Source organism: Enterobacter chengduensis (assembly GCF_001984825.2).
Classification (GTDB): Bacteria; Pseudomonadota; Gammaproteobacteria; order Enterobacterales; family Enterobacteriaceae; genus Enterobacter; species Enterobacter chengduensis.
This window is the reverse complement of record NZ_CP043318.1, coordinates 5,038,491-5,054,518: the sequence shown is the minus strand read 5'-3', so window position 1 is coordinate 5,054,518 and position 16,028 is coordinate 5,038,491. Positions and strand designations below refer to the sequence as shown.

The following is a 16,028-nucleotide window of genomic DNA, read 5'->3' as shown; positions in this document are numbered from 1 at the left end:
CACCGAAATCGCCACAAGATGATATCCTGAATCATTCGTATAATTTCCGGATGATCGGATGAACGACCAGGCTTTTACTTTCCAGACATTACACCCGGACACCATTATGGATGCCCTGTTTGAACAGGGTATTCGGGTGGATTCCGGGCTAACCCCATTAAACAGCTACGAAAACCGCGTCTATCAATTTCAGGACGAGGATCGTCAGCGCTTTGTCGTAAAGTTCTATCGTCCTGAACGCTGGTCCGCAGAACAAATTCAGGAAGAGCATCAGTTCGCTCACGATCTGCTGGATGATGATGTACCCGTTGCCGCACCGCTAAAATTCAATAACCAAACGCTCCTGACGCACGAAGGGTTTTACTACGCGGTATTCCCGAGCCTGGGTGGGCGCCAGTTTGAGGCGGATAATATCGATCAGATGGAGTGGGTTGCCCGCTATCTTGGGCGTATACACCAGACGGGACGCAAAAAAGCGTTTATTGCCCGCCCGACTATCGGGATTCAGGAATATCTCACGGAACCGCGCGAAATATTCGCAGCGTCTGCAATGATCCCCGCTGCGCTCAAGGATGACTTCCTGAGCGCTACCGATAAGCTTATTGCTGCAGTGAAAACTGGCTGGCGCGATGATATTTCCGTCCTGCGCCTGCATGGCGATTGTCACGCCGGAAATATTCTCTGGCGCGATGGCCCACTGTTTGTCGATCTCGATGATGCGCGAATGGGGCCAGCGGTTCAGGATCTGTGGATGCTGCTCAACGGTGACAAAGCCGAGCAACGCATGCAGCTTGAAACCATTATTGAAGCTTATGAAGAATTTAGCCCGTTTAATTCAGACGAAATTGCCCTGATTGAGCCTTTACGTGCGATGCGTTTTGTATATTATCTCGCATGGTTAATCAGGCGTTGGGACGATCCCGCATTTCCGCGTAATTTCCCGTGGCTTACCGGAGAAGATTACTGGCGTAGCCAGATATCTACATTCACTGAGCAGGTTAAGGTTCTTCAGGAACCCCCGCTACAATTAACGCCGATGTATTAATAGGACACACCCAGGAGAGAGTTAATCATGAAAAAAATTTGGCTGGCGCTGGCAGGTATGATTCTGGCATTTAGCGCTTCTGCTGCGCAATTTACCGACGGCAAACAGTACATCACGCTGGAAAAACCGGTCGCTGGCGAGCCACAGGTTCTGGAGTTCTTCTCGTTCTATTGCCCACACTGCTATCAGTTCGAGCAGGTTCTGCATGTGTCTGACAACGTGAAGAAAAAGCTGCCGGAAGGTACCAAAATGACCAAGTACCACGTCGAGTTCCTGGGCCCGTTGGGTAAAGACCTGACTCAGGCATGGGCGGTGGCTATGGCACTGGGCGTAGAAGATAAGATCACTGCGCCAATGTTTGAAGCCGTGCAGAAAACCCAGACCGTTCAAACGACTGCGGATATCCGTAAAGTGTTCGTTGATGCCGGCGTGAAAGGTGAAGAGTACGATGCCGCATGGAACAGCTTCGTGGTGAAATCCCTGGTGGCCCAGCAGGAAAAAGCGGCTGCTGACCTCCAGCTTCAGGGCGTTCCGGCGATGTTTGTTAACGGCAAATACCAGCTGAACATGCAGGGCATGGACACCAGCAGCATGGATATCTTCGTACAGCAGTATGCTGATACCGTGAAATACCTGGTTGAGAAGAAGTAATTTCGTTGATGTAAAAACGCCGGTCACTGACCGGCGTTTTTGTATGAAGATTTAATGTTGTCTATCCGTTCGTCTTTCTCTTTCCAGAGCGTATTAAGCCACTGCTGGAAACGACGTTTGAAATTCTTGTCGTTTACGTAATCACCGTGCAGTTCAGCGTCAATGGGGACCAGATCGACCCGCACGACGATGCGCGTCAGTTTACCGCTGAGCATATCAAAGAACGGCGTCTTATCGTTTTCCGGATAGCAGAGCGTGACGTTAAGAAGTTTATCGAACTGTGCACCCAGCACGTTAAGGGCCATCGCAATCCCCGCAGCCTTTGGCGGCAACAGATGCTGATAAGGAGAGCGAGTTTGCTGGCGCTTCTCTTCCGTGAATCGGGAGCCTTCTACAAAGTTCACGATGGTCGTTGGATGCGCGCGAAACTTTTCACAGGAACGACGCGTGGTTTCCACATCCTTGCCGCGACGTTCCGGATGACGAATCAAATAGCTGCGCGAATAGCGTTTCATAAACGGCATATCAAGCGCCCAGCAGGCCAGCCCGATAAAAGGTACCCAGGCGAGCTGCTGTTTCAGGAAGTATTTGTTCATCGGGATATGTTTGCGGAAAAGCACGCATAACACCACGATGTCCGCCCAGCTGTGATGATTGCAGATCAGCAGGTACCAGTTCTTTTTGTTAAGGCTCTCCAGCCCTTTAACATCCCATTTCAGGTGCGGGTTAAGGCACAACAGTATCGCCAGCCCTTCGCACCAGCAATACATCATAAAATTACAAAATGTGGATACGGCTCGCCATACCATGGGGACTGGCAGCAGCAGTTTAATGATGCCGGCGAGAATGATCGGCACAGAGCAGGCGACAGTCACCAGGATAGTTAAAATGATGCTTAACGGTAATGTTATTGCAGCGAGCAATCTCGACATGATGAGCTTTTTCAGATGGTTAGCTGTAAGTGGTCGGCCGACTATGCGACGCAGGGCGCTGATTTTACCAGAAAACAGACAAATTAATGGCGCTTTCACGTGGTGTTTTGGCCAATTTTACCCCACCGCAGAAGATTTCTCTGTCATTCCTCGCTTATCACGGCTTATATCCACATAGATTAAATTGCCATCAGTTGGTCATAGAGATAAGATCTCATGTCATAACAATATGATAATTAAGATCTAAAAATTATTCCGTATGTGTTTTTTACTCCTGTTATTCATCTGAAGTGAAAATATTCACAAACTTATCCACAGTTTGATTTTTGCGAGCGATCCTCACGATCGCAAAATCTTTTCCTGTATCAGGCGCTAATACCTGATGTTTTCATCCTTCTGTGGCATCCTTTACCCATAAATTGATTAAAGGCACGGACATTATGGTTCAGATCCCAGAAAACCCTCTTATTCTCGTCGATGGCTCTTCTTACCTGTATCGGGCATATCATGCGTTTCCTCCTCTGACCAATAGCGCAGGGGAACCGACCGGCGCAATGTACGGCGTGCTGAATATGCTGCGTAGCCTGATCCTTCAGTATCAGCCAAGCCATGCGGCAGTCGTTTTTGATGCAAAAGGCAAAACGTTCCGCGACGAGCTGTTCGAGCATTACAAATCCCACCGTCCGCCAATGCCTGACGATCTGCGCGCGCAGATTGAGCCGCTGCATGCCATGGTAAAAGCGATGGGGCTGCCGCTGCTGGCGGTCTCTGGCGTTGAAGCTGATGACGTCATCGGCACGCTGGCGCGTGAGGCAGAAAAAATGGGTCGTCCCGTGCTGATCAGCACCGGTGATAAAGATATGGCGCAGCTGGTAACGCCGGGTATCACCCTGATTAACACCATGACCAACACCATTCTGGGGCCGGAAGAGGTCGTCGCTAAGTATGGCGTGCCGCCTGAGCTGATTATCGACTTCCTCGCATTGATGGGCGACTCTTCGGATAACATTCCGGGTGTCCCTGGCGTTGGTGAAAAAACCGCGCAGGCGCTGCTTCAGGGGCTGGGCGGACTGGATACGCTCTACGCTGAATCAGACAAAATCGCCGGGCTCTCCTTCCGTGGCGCAAAAACCATGGCCGGAAAACTTGTCGATAACAAAGAGGTGGCTTATCTCTCCTATCAGCTGGCCACCATCAAAACCGATGTCGAACTCGAGCTGGGCTGTGAGCAGCTTGAAGTACAGCAGCCTTCTGCGGACGATCTGCTGACCCTGTTTAAAAAATACGAATTTAAGCGCTGGATCACTGACGTGGAGGCCGGTAAATGGCTACAGGCAAAAGGGGCCAAACCTGCTGCAAAGCCGAAGGAGACGATCGTCGTTGATGCTGAAGAGCAGGTGGAAGAAGAAGCTGCGACGCTCTCTTTCGACAACTACGAAACCCTTCTTGAAGAGTCACAGCTGGTCGCCTGGATCGAGAAGCTAAAAAAAGCACCGGTTTTTGCCTTTGATACCGAAACGGACAGTCTCGATAACATTTCTGCCAATATGGTTGGCCTGTCGTTTGCGACAGAGCCGGGTATGGCCGCCTACGTTCCCGTAGCGCACGATTACCTGGACGCGCCGGAGCAGATCTCTCGTGAACGCGTGCTTGAGCTGCTCAAGCCGATCCTGGAAGACGAAAAGGCGCTCAAGGTGGGGCAAAACCTCAAGTACGACCGCGGTATTCTGCAAAACTACGGTATTGAACTGCGCGGGATCGCCTTCGACACCATGCTCGAATCCTACATTCTGGACAGCGTCGCGGGCCGACATGATATGGATTCCTTATCTGACCGCTGGCTGAAGCACAAAACCATCACCTTTGAAGAGATTGCCGGTAAAGGGAAAAATCAGCTCACCTTTAACCAGATTGCTCTTGAAGAGGCGGGGCGCTACGCGGCGGAAGACGCCGACGTTACGCTGCAGCTGCACCTGAAGATGTGGCCAAAACTGCAGAAGCAGGAGGGGCCGCTGAATGTGTTCCAGCATGTCGAGATGCCGCTGGTACCGGTGCTGTCCCGCATTGAACGCAACGGCGTGAAAATCGACCCAACGGTCCTGCATAACCACTCCGGGGAGCTGGCGCAGCGTCTGACCGAGCTTGAGCAAAAGGCGCACGAACTGGCAGGCGAGCCGTTTAACCTCTCTTCACCGAAGCAGCTGCAAACCATTCTGTTTGAAAAACAGGGCATCAAGCCGCTGAAGAAAACCCCTGGCGGCGCGCCGTCAACCTCTGAAGAGGTGCTGGAAGAGCTGGCGCTGGATTACCCGCTGCCAAAAGTGATTCTGCAGTACCGTGGTCTCGCGAAGCTGAAGTCGACCTATACCGACAAGCTCCCGCTGATGATCAACCCGAAAACGGGTCGCGTGCACACGTCGTATCATCAGGCTGTCGCGGCGACCGGTCGTCTCTCGTCAACGGACCCCAACCTGCAGAACATCCCGGTACGTAATGAAGAAGGCCGCCGTATTCGCCAGGCTTTCATCGCTCCAGAGGATTACCTGATTGTCTCTGCGGACTACTCGCAAATCGAACTGCGCATTATGGCGCACCTTTCGCGCGACAAAGGCCTGCTGACCGCGTTTGCCGAAGGGAAGGATATCCACCGGGCAACCGCAGCGGAAGTCTTCGGCTTGCCGCTGGACAGCGTGACCAACGAACAGCGCCGCAGCGCGAAGGCGATCAACTTCGGTCTGATTTACGGCATGAGTGCTTTCGGCCTTTCACGCCAGCTCAACATTCCGCGTAAAGAATCCCAGAAGTACATGGATCTCTACTTCGAGCGCTATCCGGGCGTTCTGGAATACATGGAGCGCACCCGCGCGCAGGCGAAGGAAAAAGGCTACGTCGAAACGCTGGATGGCCGCCGTCTCTACTTACCGGACATCAAATCCAGCAACGCGGCGCGCCGCGCTGGCGCAGAGCGAGCGGCGATCAACGCCCCGATGCAGGGTACCGCGGCGGACATCATTAAGCGTGCGATGATCGCCGTCGATGCCTGGCTTGAAAAAGAGAAGCCTCGCGTGAAAATGATCATGCAGGTACACGATGAACTGGTGTTTGAAGTGCACAAAGACGACCTCGACGCCGTGTCGAAGAAGATCCATGAACTGATGGAAAGCAGCATGACGCTTGACGTGCCGTTGCTGGTGGAAGTCGGAAGTGGTGAGAACTGGGATCAGGCTCACTAACGGTTATTCGCATAACGCGCTTTTTATGTAAGTTTGCAACATAAGAACGCGCGTTTTGTGACGATCATTAGAATTCCCTATGTAAAGAATGAAAAAAAACTACAAAAAGTGCTTTTTCTGCAGCACAAAAAGGGGTAGAGTTATCGGCGTAGGGTACAGAGGTAAGATGTTCTATCTTTCAGACCTTTTACTTCACGTAATCGGATTTGGCTGAATATTTTAGCCGCCCCAGTCAGTAATGACTGGGGCGTTTTTTATTGCGGCAAAGAAAATTCAGGCAAAAAAAACGCGGCCATCGCCGCGCTCGGTATTACTCTTCTTCCGCTTCCGTCGCGGGTTCCAGCTCGCTAAACCAGGTGTCGAGCTTCTGACGCAGCTTGTCCACGCCCTGTTTTTTCAGCGAGGAGAATGGCTCAACCTGTACATCACCGTTGAACGCCAGCACCGCTTCGCGAACCATATTCACCTGCGCTTTACGCGCGCCGCTTGCCAGCTTATCGGCTTTTGTCAGCAGCACCAGCACGGCGATATTGCTCGCTACTGCCCAGTCGATCATCTGCTGATCCAGATCTTTCAGGGGATGGCGAATGTCCATCAGCACGACCAGACCTTTCAGGCACAGACGTTTTTCCAGGTATTCACCCAGCGCACGCTGCCACTTGATTTTCATCTCTTCCGGTACCTGCGCGTAACCGTATCCCGGTAAGTCGACCAGGCGTTTGCCCTCTGCGACTTCAAACAGGTTGATCAGCTGGGTACGGCCAGGTGTTTTTGAGGTACGCGCCAGGCTCTTCTGATTGGTCAGCGTATTCAGGGCGCTGGATTTTCCCGCATTCGAGCGGCCAGCAAAGGCCACTTCAATACCGGTATCGGAAGGAAGGTGGCGAATATCGGGCGCACTGGTGACAAAATGCGTCTGTTGGTAGTTCCAGGTAGTCACGTGGTCGTCTCCAAAATCGTAATCTGAAGGGGATTATACCCGAATGCAGGCAAAAGGCTTTTCTGATTACTATGACCTGTAGGCGAATGCCACAGGCGGTGTAAGAGATCGGCCAGTGATGCTATGGGAGATTTAAGAGAATTCGCAGGTGTAAAAAAAGTCAAACTGTTTTAAATCATAAGCTTATTTCTGGGTAATTGTCTGAAAATCTCTTTTTGTACCGTTTCGTTGCTTGTTAGTTTAACGGAACAAGGTAAAGTGTGCGTCAGGGCGAGGAAGCCAACAGGATATCGACTTAAGGATTAGGGTCAGGAGCGCCAGGAGGCGAAGACGCAGGATTGTCAGGATGACCAGCGCCTGGAGGCGTGTTAACAGGAAATGGAACCGTATCACGGACGGTATTAGCCAAGGGATAAACAGGGTTTGTTGTTGGCAAACACGGAATGTCTGACCCGCTAAGGGTTGTGAGTCAGGAAAAAAGGCGACAGATTGCTCTGTCGCCTTTTTTCTTTGCTTGCTTTCTGCTAGATTTCGCCGCAATTCTATACTGAATAAAACGGCTTAAAGATAAAACATCATGAAAAAACCAACCTCCGCTGCGGGTGCGAAACGCCCTGCAAAAGCACGCCGCAAAACGCGCGAAGAACTGAACCAGGAAGCGCGCGATCGCAAACGCGACAAAAAACATCGCGGTCATGCTGCGGGTAGCCGTGCCAACGGTGGTGGTGCAGCGGGTGCTTCTGCAAAAGGTAAACAGCAGAAAGACCCTCGTATCGGCAGTAAAACTCCCATTCCACTGGGCGTGACAGACACCCCGGTCACTAAGCAGCATAAACCAAAGAGCGAGAAACCTATGCTTTCACCGCAGGCTGAGCTGGATTTGCTGGAGAACGATGAGCGCCTGGACGCGCTGCTGGAACGTCTTGAAGAGGGTGAAACCCTGACCGCGGAAGAGCAGTCATGGGTGGATGCCAAACTGGACCGCATTGATGAACTGATGCAGAAGCTGGGCCTGTCATACGACGATGACGAAGATGAAGAAGAAGACGAAAAGCAGGAAGATATGATGCGTCTTCTGAAGGGTGGAAACTAACATTTGCACCCGGCAGGCACGATAGTCCTGCTTATAACCCTTCCGGTTATATGTTATCTGGTGTGGTTATTCGTTAAACTACGGCGGTTGTCGCGGCGACAGAAGTGGCTGCGCACCCGAATGATGGCCCGCAACGGGGCCAGAACGGGCCGCCGTATACGAACGCGACACCAACGGAAGGAGTGAGCATGTCAGCACCAACTATCGACTGGGATTTGGCCCTAATCCAGAAATATAACTATTCCGGGCCGCGCTATACGTCATACCCCACCGCGCTGGAGTTCTCCGATGCCTTCGGCGAAGGGGATTTTCAGCAGGCCGTCGCGCGCTATCCTGAGCGTCCGCTGTCCCTCTACGTCCATATTCCGTTCTGCCACAAGCTTTGCTACTTCTGCGGCTGCAATAAAATCGTTACCCGTCAGCAGCATAAAGCCGACCAGTATCTTGATGCGCTCGAACAGGAAATTGTGCATCGCGCGCCGCTTTTTGCTGGCCGTCACGTCAGCCAGCTTCACTGGGGCGGCGGCACGCCAACCTATCTGAATAAAGCGCAAATAAGCCGCCTGATGACCCTGCTGCGCGGCAATTTCAACTTTAACGCCGACGCTGAAATCTCGATCGAAGTCGATCCGCGTGAAATCGAGCTGGATGTACTGGATCACTTACGCGCCGAAGGCTTCAACCGCCTGAGCATGGGCGTGCAGGATTTCAATAAAGAGGTTCAGCGTCTGGTGAACCGCGAGCAGGACGAAGAATTTATCTTTGCCTTACTCAACCACGCGCGTGAGATTGGCTTCACCTCAACCAATATTGACCTGATTTACGGCCTGCCAAAGCAAACGCCGGAAAGCTTCGCCTTCACGCTGAAGCGCGTGGCCGAACTCAACCCGGACCGCCTGAGCGTCTTTAACTACGCCCATCTGCCGACGCTCTTCGCCGCCCAGCGCAAAATTAAAGATGCGGATCTGCCTTCAGCCCAGCAGAAGCTGGATATCCTGCAGGAAACCATTACTTCGCTGACCGAGACCGGCTATCAGTTTATCGGTATGGATCACTTTGCTCGTCCGGATGACGAACTGGCCATCGCCCAGCGCGAAGGCGTTCTGCACCGTAACTTCCAGGGCTACACCACCCAGGGCGATACCGATTTGCTGGGGATGGGCGTCTCCGCTATCAGCATGATCGGCGACTGCTACGCGCAGAACCAGAAAGAGCTGAAGCTTTACTATCAGCAGGTCGATGAAACGGGCAACGCGCTGTGGCGCGGCATTGCGCTCACGCGCGACGACTGCATCCGTCGTGATGTGATTAAAGCGCTTATCTGCAACTTCCGTCTCGATTTCGGCGACATTGAGTCGCAGTGGGGTCTGCACTTCAACGATTACTTTGCGGAAGACCTGAAGCTGATTGCGCCCCTGGCGAAAGATGGGCTGGTGGATGTGTCGGAGAGCGCGATTGAGGTCACGCCGAAGGGGCGTCTGTTGATCCGGAATATCTGCATGTGCTTTGATGCGTATCTGCGCCAGAAAGCCCGTTTACAGCAGTTCTCGCGGGTGATTTAAGGTGCATTGCCAAAAGCACTAAACGTAGGCCGGGTAAGGCGAAGCCGCCACCCGGCTTTTACGTTCAACTCGCTAGCTAAACAGCCCAACCAGCGCCGCGCACAGCATAGCCGCAACGGCGGTTTGTGGCGTGTGGCTTTCAGCGGCTCCGCTAGAGAGCATATTCACGATTGTTTCCAGCATGATGTTCACCCCCAATTTCCGGGCACGATCATACAAAACTCGTCGCAACAGTAAAGCGCAAAATAACGGCAATTTGCGCTCAATTAATAACCTTTACACTTCGGGTAGGACTACTCCATTCCCAGCTCTTTAAGCTTGCGCGTCAGGGTATTACGCCCCCATCCCAACAGGCGAGCGGCTTCCTGCTTATGGCCCTGCGTATGACGAAGCGCGGTAGTTAACAGCGTACGCTCCATCTCTGGCTGAGCTTCAGACAACAAGTTTTGATGACCGGAACGCAGCGCACGGTCGGCCCACTGCGCCAGCAGCGTCGCCCAGCTGTCCGGCAGCGCGTGACCGGTACTGCTCTCAGGCGCGGTCGCTTCAAACAGCTCGGCCGGTAAATCCTGAATCAGCACTTCCTGTCCGGCGGCCATCACCGTTAACCAGCGGCAGGTATTCTCCAGCTGGCGCACGTTGCCCGGCCACGCCAGACGCGTCAGGGCGGCATCGGTTTCCGGGTGAAGCTGTTTGGCCTCCACGCCCAGCTCGCGGGCGGCCACCTGCAGGAAATGACGCGCCAGGCGGGGAATATCTTCCCGACGTTCACGCAGCGGCGGCAGATGGACGCGGATGACGTTCAGTCGATGGAATAAATCCTCGCGGAATTTACCTTCCTGCACGCGCTGCTCCAGGTTCTGGTGGGTCGCGGCGATAATTCGCACGTCCACCTTCACCGGCGCGTAGCCGCCCACGCGATAAAACTGCCCGTCGGCCAGCACGCGCAGCAGACGGGTCTGGACATCCAGCGGCATATCGCCGATCTCATCCAGGAACAGCGTCCCTCCGTCAGCCTGTTCGAAGCGCCCCTGACGAATGGTATTCGCGCCGGTAAACGCCCCTTTTTCATGGCCGAACAGCTCGGACTCAATTAAATCCTTCGGGATCGCCGCCATATTCAGAGCGATAAACGGCGCTTTTGCCCGCGGGCTGTGGCGATGCAGGGCATGCGCCACAAGCTCTTTACCGGTCCCCGATTCACCGTTAATCAATACGCTAATGGACGAGCGGGACAGGCGACCAATAATGCGAAACACGTCCTGCATCGCCGGCGCTTCGCCGATGATGTCGGTGGTTGGCCCAAAATCGGGCGCGTGGCGCGGCTGTTGCTGCTCCTGATAATGGCTAATTGCGCGCTCAACCAGCGCCACCGCCTCGTCGATATCAAACGGTTTGGGCAGGTAATCGAACGCCCCTTGCTGATAGGCGCTCACTGCGGCATCCAGATCGGAGTGCGCGGTCATTATGATGACCGGAAGCATAGGGTGGCGTTGTTTGATCTGCTTTAACAGCGCCAGCCCGTCCATGCCCGGCATGCGAATATCCGAAAGCAAAACATCCGGCGTTTTGGTGGTGAGTGCGTCGAGCACTTCGCTGCCGCTCTCAAACGTCGTGCAGCTTAATCCTGCCCCTGTGAGCGCGCGTTCAAGCACCCAACGGATGGAGCTATCGTCATCGACTACCCAGACTATCCCTCGTTGCATAAACGTCACCTTTATTTTTTAATCGGCAGGAAGACCGAAAACTCGGTATGTCCCGGCCAACTGGTAAATTCAATTTTCCCGGAGTGTTGATCGATCAAACTGCGGGCAATGGATAAGCCCAGGCCTGTCCCGCCTTCGCGACCGCTGACCATCGGGTAGAACAGAGTGTCCTGAAGATGCGATGGAATGCCGGGCCCGTTATCCTCGACGTCGATGCGGGCCGCCAGCCGGTAGCGGACGCCGTGTAACGTGAGCTGGAAGGCGGTACGGGTGCGTAAAATAATCTCGCCCCCGTCGGGCCCCAGCGCCTGCAGGGCGTTGCGCACAATATTCAACAGGACCTGCTCAATCTGGTCCGGGTCATGGGCCAGTTCCGGCAGGCTGGGGTCGTAATCACGTACCAGCGTGACGTTCTCCGGCAGCTCCATTGAGACGAGCTTCACCACCCGTTCAGCCACCTTATGAATGCTTTCCGTGACGTGCATTCCCGGCTGCTGCGGCCCGAGAAGGCGGTCTACCAGATTCCGCAGACGGTCCGCCTGCTCAATGATGACGTTGGTGTACTCCGCCAGCGCGGGGTCGGGGAGCGCCTTGGTCAGCAGCTGCGCCGCGCCGCGTAACCCACCCAGCGGGTTTTTGATTTCATGCGCCAGACCGCGCACCAGGTCACGGGCGGCAATTTGCTGCGCATGCTGAAGCTGCTCCTGGCTCAGTCGACGCTGATTATCCATCGGCGCCATTTCCAGCAGGATCAGCCCTTCAGGAAGACGCTGCGCGGTCAGCGACAGAATGTGCGAGCGCCCGTCGATCACCAGCGTCACTTCGTTATCGGTAAACCCCTGGCCGGCCTGCAAACTTTCCTGCATCAGGCCAATATTCAGCGAAAAATAGCTCAGGAGTTCAGGAAGCGGGGTGCCGAACAGTTTGCGTGCGCTTTGGGCGAGCAGCTGCTGCGCCGCCGGGTTGGCGTAATGAACGGCCAGCTCGTCATCGACCAGCAAGATGCTGTTAATCAAAGAATTGAGGATCTGCCCAGCATCGGGCAGCGTGCCAGTTGCCATTCAGCAGTCTCCTGGAGTCGTTTGCACTAATTTAGTGCAGTATAGCGTTTTCGGCGTAAAAAGCGCGTGAGATCAGGTTGTTGGTGGAGAAAAAAGCCCATCCGGAGATGGGCTAAAAGTTTCCACGGCAACTACTCCCGGCGCGTGTCACGCCGGGTAAAACAACTTAATTAAACGCTGTAGTACAGTTCGAACTCAACCGGATGCGGAGTCATACGCACGCGGTCGTTCTCTTCGGTACGCAGGGCGATGTAAGCATCGATAGCGTCGTCAGTGAACACGCCGCCCGCGGTCAGGAACTCGCGGTCTGCGTCCAGCGCCTGCAGGGCTTCTTCCAGAGAGCCAGCAACCTGTGGGATCTCTTTCGCTTCTTCTGGCGGCAGGTCGTACAGGTTTTTGTCCATCGCTTCGCCCGGGTGGATCTTGTTCTTGATACCGTCCAGACCGGCCATCAGCAGTGCGGCGAAGCACAGGTATGGGTTAGCCGCTGGGTCCGGGAAGCGAACTTCAATACGACGCGCTTTAGGAGATGCCACCACCGGGATACGGATAGAAGCAGAACGGTTACGCGCAGAGTAGGCCAGCATGACTGGCGCTTCGTAGCCCGGGACCAGACGCTTGTAGGAGTTAGTGGTTGGGTTCGCCAGGGCGTTGATCGCTTTAGCGTGTTTGATAACGCCACCGATGTAGTACAGCGCCTGCTCGGACAGACCGGCATATTTGTCGCCAGAGAACAGGTTAGTGCCGTTCTTGGACAGAGACATGTGGCAGTGCATACCGGAACCGTTGTCGCCAAACATCGGTTTTGGCATGAAGGTCGCGGTTTTACCGAAACGGTGCGCAACGTTATGCACAACGTATTTGTAGATCTGAATTTCGTCCGCTTTTTTGGTCATGGTGTTGAAGCGGGTAGCCACTTCGTTCTGACCCGCAGTCGCCACTTCGTGGTGGTGAGCTTCAACCACCAGGCCCATCTCTTCCATCACCAGACACATGGTGGAACGAATGTCCTGTGCGGAATCGACCGGAGGAACCGGGAAGTAACCGCCTTTCACGCCCGGACGGTGACCTTTGTTACCGCCTTCGTATTTGGTGGAGGAGTTCCATGCACCTTCGATGTCGTCGATAGCCACGTGGGAGCCAGAAATAGAGGCACCGAAACGGATATCATCGAACAGGAAGAACTCTGGCTCTGGCCCGAACAGCACGGTGTCCGCGATGCCGGTAGAACGCAGGTACTCTTCAGCGCGTTTAGCGATAGAACGTGGGTCGCGGTCGTAGCCCTGCAGCGTGCCTGGCTCGAGGATGTCGCAACGGATGATCAGGGTAGGTTCTTCGAAGAACGGATCAATGACCGCGGTGGTTGCATCTGGCATCAGAACCATGTCGGATTCGTTGATGCCTTTCCAGCCGCCAATGGAGGAGCCGTCAAACATTTTGCCTTCTTCGAAGAATTCGGCGTTCACCTGATGAGCAGGGATTGTGACGTGCTGTTCTTTACCTTTGGTATCGGTGAAGCGCAGATCAACAAACTTCACTTCATGTTCGTTCAGCATCGTCAAAACGTGTTCAGCGGACATACTTAACTCTCCAGATTGGTCATTGTCGTCGTGGTAACGAGGTCTTCAATTTCTGTTTGTACTGGCTGGTGCCATGTATTTTTTATAAAGCGAAATCTGTGCCAACTTTTAAAACACCCCAAAAAGGCGTTATCATGCGCACCATAGTGCAAAAGGGCTGCACCACGATGGATTTGTTGCACCAGTATAGTGCTTCAATGTGAACATTGAGCACCATATTGGTGCAATTTACGTTAAAGTGCCCTTTTACCGCTCCGTGAAAGCGATCACAAAGCATCTCTGCAATACTTGTTTGCGGGGGATGTTTGTGATCCTGTTTTGTAGTGCGATTAATCCGTGTACAATAACGCGCTATTTCTAAATGCCTGAGGCAAAGTTGTGATCGAAAATTTGCGTAACATCGCCATCATCGCGCACGTTGACCATGGTAAAACTACCCTGGTTGATAAGCTGCTGCAGCAATCCGGTACGTTTGATGCGCGTGCCGAAACCCAAGAACGCGTGATGGACTCCAACGATTTGGAGAAAGAGCGTGGGATTACCATCCTCGCGAAAAACACCGCGATTAAATGGAATGACTACCGTATCAACATCGTTGATACCCCAGGGCACGCCGACTTCGGTGGTGAAGTTGAACGTGTAATGTCCATGGTAGACTCCGTTCTGCTGGTCGTTGACGCAATGGATGGCCCAATGCCACAGACGCGCTTCGTGACCAAAAAAGCTTTTGCCCATGGTCTGAAGCCAATCGTTGTTATCAACAAAGTTGACCGCCCTGGCGCGCGTCCTGACTGGGTTGTTGATCAGGTCTTCGACCTGTTCGTTAACCTCGACGCGACCGACGAGCAGCTGGACTTCCCTATCGTTTACGCCTCCGCGCTGAACGGTATTGCCGGTCTGGACCACGAAGACATGGCTGAAGACATGACCCCGCTGTATCAGGCGATTGTTGACCGTGTTCCTGCGCCAAACGTCGATCTCGACGGCACCCTGCAGATGCAGATCTCTCAGCTCGACTACAACAACTACGTTGGCGTTATCGGCATTGGTCGTATCAAGCGCGGTAAAGTGAAGCCTAACCAGCAGGTTACTATCATCGATAGCGAAGGCAAAACCCGTAACGGTAAAGTCGGTAAAGTACTGACTCACCTGGGTCTTGAGCGTATCGAGAGTGACGTTGCGGAAGCGGGCGACATCATCGCTATCACCGGTCTGGGTGAACTGAACATCTCCGACACCATCTGCGATCCGCAGAACGTCGAAGCGCTGCCAGCCCTGTCCGTTGATGAACCAACCGTATCCATGTTCTTCAACGTCAACACCTCTCCGTTCTGTGGCAAAGAAGGTAAATTCGTTACCTCTCGTCAGATCCTTGACCGCCTGAACAAAGAGCTGGTGCACAACGTTGCGCTGCGCGTTGAAGAAACCGAAGACGCTGATGCATTCCGCGTTTCGGGTCGTGGTGAGCTGCACCTGTCTGTTCTGATCGAAAACATGCGTCGTGAAGGTTTCGAGATGGCGGTTTCCCGTCCGAAAGTTATCTTCCGCGAAATCGACGGCCGTAAACAAGAGCCGTTCGAAAACGTAACGCTGGACGTTGAAGAGCAGCACCAGGGTTCTGTCATGCAGGCACTGGGCGAGCGTAAAGGCGACCTGAAAAACATGAATCCAGATGGCAAAGGCCGCGTACGTCTCGACTACGTGATCCCAAGCCGTGGCCTGATCGGCTTCCGTTCTGAGTTCATGACCATGACCTCCGGTACCGGCCTGCTGTACTCCACCTTCAGCCACTACGACGACGTGCGTCCGGGCGAAGTGGGCCAGCGTAACAACGGCGTGCTGATCTCCAACGGTCAGGGTAAAGCGGTTGCGTTTGCGCTGTTCGGTCTGCAGGATCGCGGTAAGCTGTTCCTGGGTCACGGTGCGGAAGTTTACGAAGGCCAGATCATCGGTATTCACAGTCGTTCTAACGACCTGACCGTAAACTGCCTGACCGGTAAGAAACTGACCAACATGCGTGCGTCCGGTACTGACGAAGCAACGGTTCTGGTTCCACCGATCAAGATGACTCTGGAGCAGGCTCTGGAATTCATCGATGATGACGAACTGGTCGAAGTGACTCCACAGTCAATTCGTATCCGTAAACGTCACCTGACCGAGAACGATCGTAAACGTGCTATGCGCGGTGCGAAAGAAGACTAATACGGTTAATCCGTAGTAAAAAA

General features: G+C 53.7%; 13 protein-coding genes. 7 read left to right on the top strand and 6 right to left on the bottom strand.

Features of this window, described 5'->3' with window-relative positions; translation table 11 throughout:
* Positions 1 to 58 precede the first annotated feature (58 nt).
* Entirely contained in the window at positions 59 to 1,045 is a 987-nt protein-coding gene (locus tag FY206_RS24375) for a serine/threonine protein kinase (RefSeq protein ID WP_032644294.1), read from the top strand.
* A 27-nt stretch (positions 1,046 to 1,072) separates the two neighbouring features.
* Positions 1,073 to 1,696: a thiol:disulfide interchange protein DsbA gene (dsbA, locus tag FY206_RS24370; RefSeq protein WP_032644295.1), complete on the top strand. Its 624-nt coding sequence runs from the start codon at positions 1,073 to 1,075 to the stop codon at positions 1,694 to 1,696.
* Positions 1,697 to 1,719: 23 nt separating this feature from the next.
* Here the strand turns inward: dsbA and FY206_RS24365 are convergent, their stop codons facing one another.
* Positions 1,720 to 2,628 carry an acyltransferase gene (locus FY206_RS24365; RefSeq protein WP_032644296.1) on the bottom strand — a complete coding sequence of 303 codons (909 nt, stop codon included), beginning with the start codon at positions 2,626 to 2,628 and terminating at the stop codon, positions 1,720 to 1,722.
* Positions 2,629 to 3,068: 440 nt separating this feature from the next.
* Here FY206_RS24365 and polA point away from each other — a divergent pair, with 440 nt between their 5' ends.
* Both polA and spfP read left to right on the top strand, forming a co-directional pair.
* Positions 3,069 to 5,861: a DNA polymerase I gene (polA, locus tag FY206_RS24360; RefSeq protein WP_077064429.1), complete on the top strand. Its 2,793-nt coding sequence runs from the start codon at positions 3,069 to 3,071 to the stop codon at positions 5,859 to 5,861.
* 166 nt (positions 5,862 to 6,027) lie between these two features.
* Entirely contained in the window at positions 6,028 to 6,075 is a 48-nt protein-coding gene (gene spfP / locus FY206_RS25915; protein ID WP_071892919.1) for a small protein SpfP, read from the top strand.
* Between the two features lie 96 nt (positions 6,076 to 6,171).
* Here the strand turns inward: spfP and yihA are convergent, their stop codons facing one another.
* Positions 6,172 to 6,801 carry a ribosome biogenesis GTP-binding protein YihA/YsxC gene (yihA, locus tag FY206_RS24355; protein WP_032644297.1) on the bottom strand — a complete coding sequence of 210 codons (630 nt, stop codon included), beginning with the start codon at positions 6,799 to 6,801 and terminating at the stop codon, positions 6,172 to 6,174.
* 577 nt (positions 6,802 to 7,378) lie between these two features.
* Between yihA and yihI the strand changes: the two genes are divergently transcribed.
* Positions 7,379 to 7,894, top strand: coding sequence for a Der GTPase-activating protein YihI (yihI, locus tag FY206_RS24350; protein ID WP_032644299.1), 516 nt, complete (start codon positions 7,379 to 7,381; stop codon positions 7,892 to 7,894).
* 188 nt (positions 7,895 to 8,082) lie between these two features.
* Positions 8,083 to 9,456, top strand: coding sequence for an oxygen-independent coproporphyrinogen III oxidase (gene hemN, locus FY206_RS24340; protein ID WP_032644300.1), 1,374 nt, complete (start codon positions 8,083 to 8,085; stop codon positions 9,454 to 9,456).
* A 72-nt stretch (positions 9,457 to 9,528) separates the two neighbouring features.
* Here the strand turns inward: hemN and FY206_RS24335 are convergent, their stop codons facing one another.
* The 4 genes from FY206_RS24335 to glnA form a co-directional block, all read right to left on the bottom strand.
* A complete protein-coding gene (locus FY206_RS24335) occupies positions 9,529 to 9,639 on the bottom strand; it encodes a YshB family small membrane protein (protein WP_023333898.1) in 111 nt (36 codons plus the stop codon).
* Positions 9,640 to 9,749: 110 nt separating this feature from the next.
* Positions 9,750 to 11,162, bottom strand: a complete 1,413-nt coding sequence (gene glnG, locus FY206_RS24330; protein WP_023309765.1) for a nitrogen regulation protein NR(I) — start codon at positions 11,160 to 11,162, stop codon at positions 9,750 to 9,752.
* An 11-nt stretch (positions 11,163 to 11,173) separates the two neighbouring features.
* Complete coding sequence (gene glnL, locus FY206_RS24325) at positions 11,174 to 12,223, bottom strand: nitrogen regulation protein NR(II) (RefSeq protein ID WP_032644301.1); 1,050 nt, start codon at positions 12,221 to 12,223, stop codon at positions 11,174 to 11,176.
* A 170-nt stretch (positions 12,224 to 12,393) separates the two neighbouring features.
* Positions 12,394 to 13,803 (bottom strand): glutamate--ammonia ligase, encoded by a 1,410-nt coding sequence (glnA, locus tag FY206_RS24320; RefSeq protein ID WP_008501856.1) that lies wholly within the window; start codon positions 13,801 to 13,803, stop codon positions 12,394 to 12,396.
* Between the two features lie 378 nt (positions 13,804 to 14,181).
* Here glnA and typA point away from each other — a divergent pair, with 378 nt between their 5' ends.
* Complete coding sequence (typA, locus tag FY206_RS24315; protein ID WP_032639914.1) at positions 14,182 to 16,005, top strand: ribosome-dependent GTPase TypA; 1,824 nt, start codon at positions 14,182 to 14,184, stop codon at positions 16,003 to 16,005.
* The last annotated feature ends 23 nt before the right edge of the window (positions 16,006 to 16,028 follow it).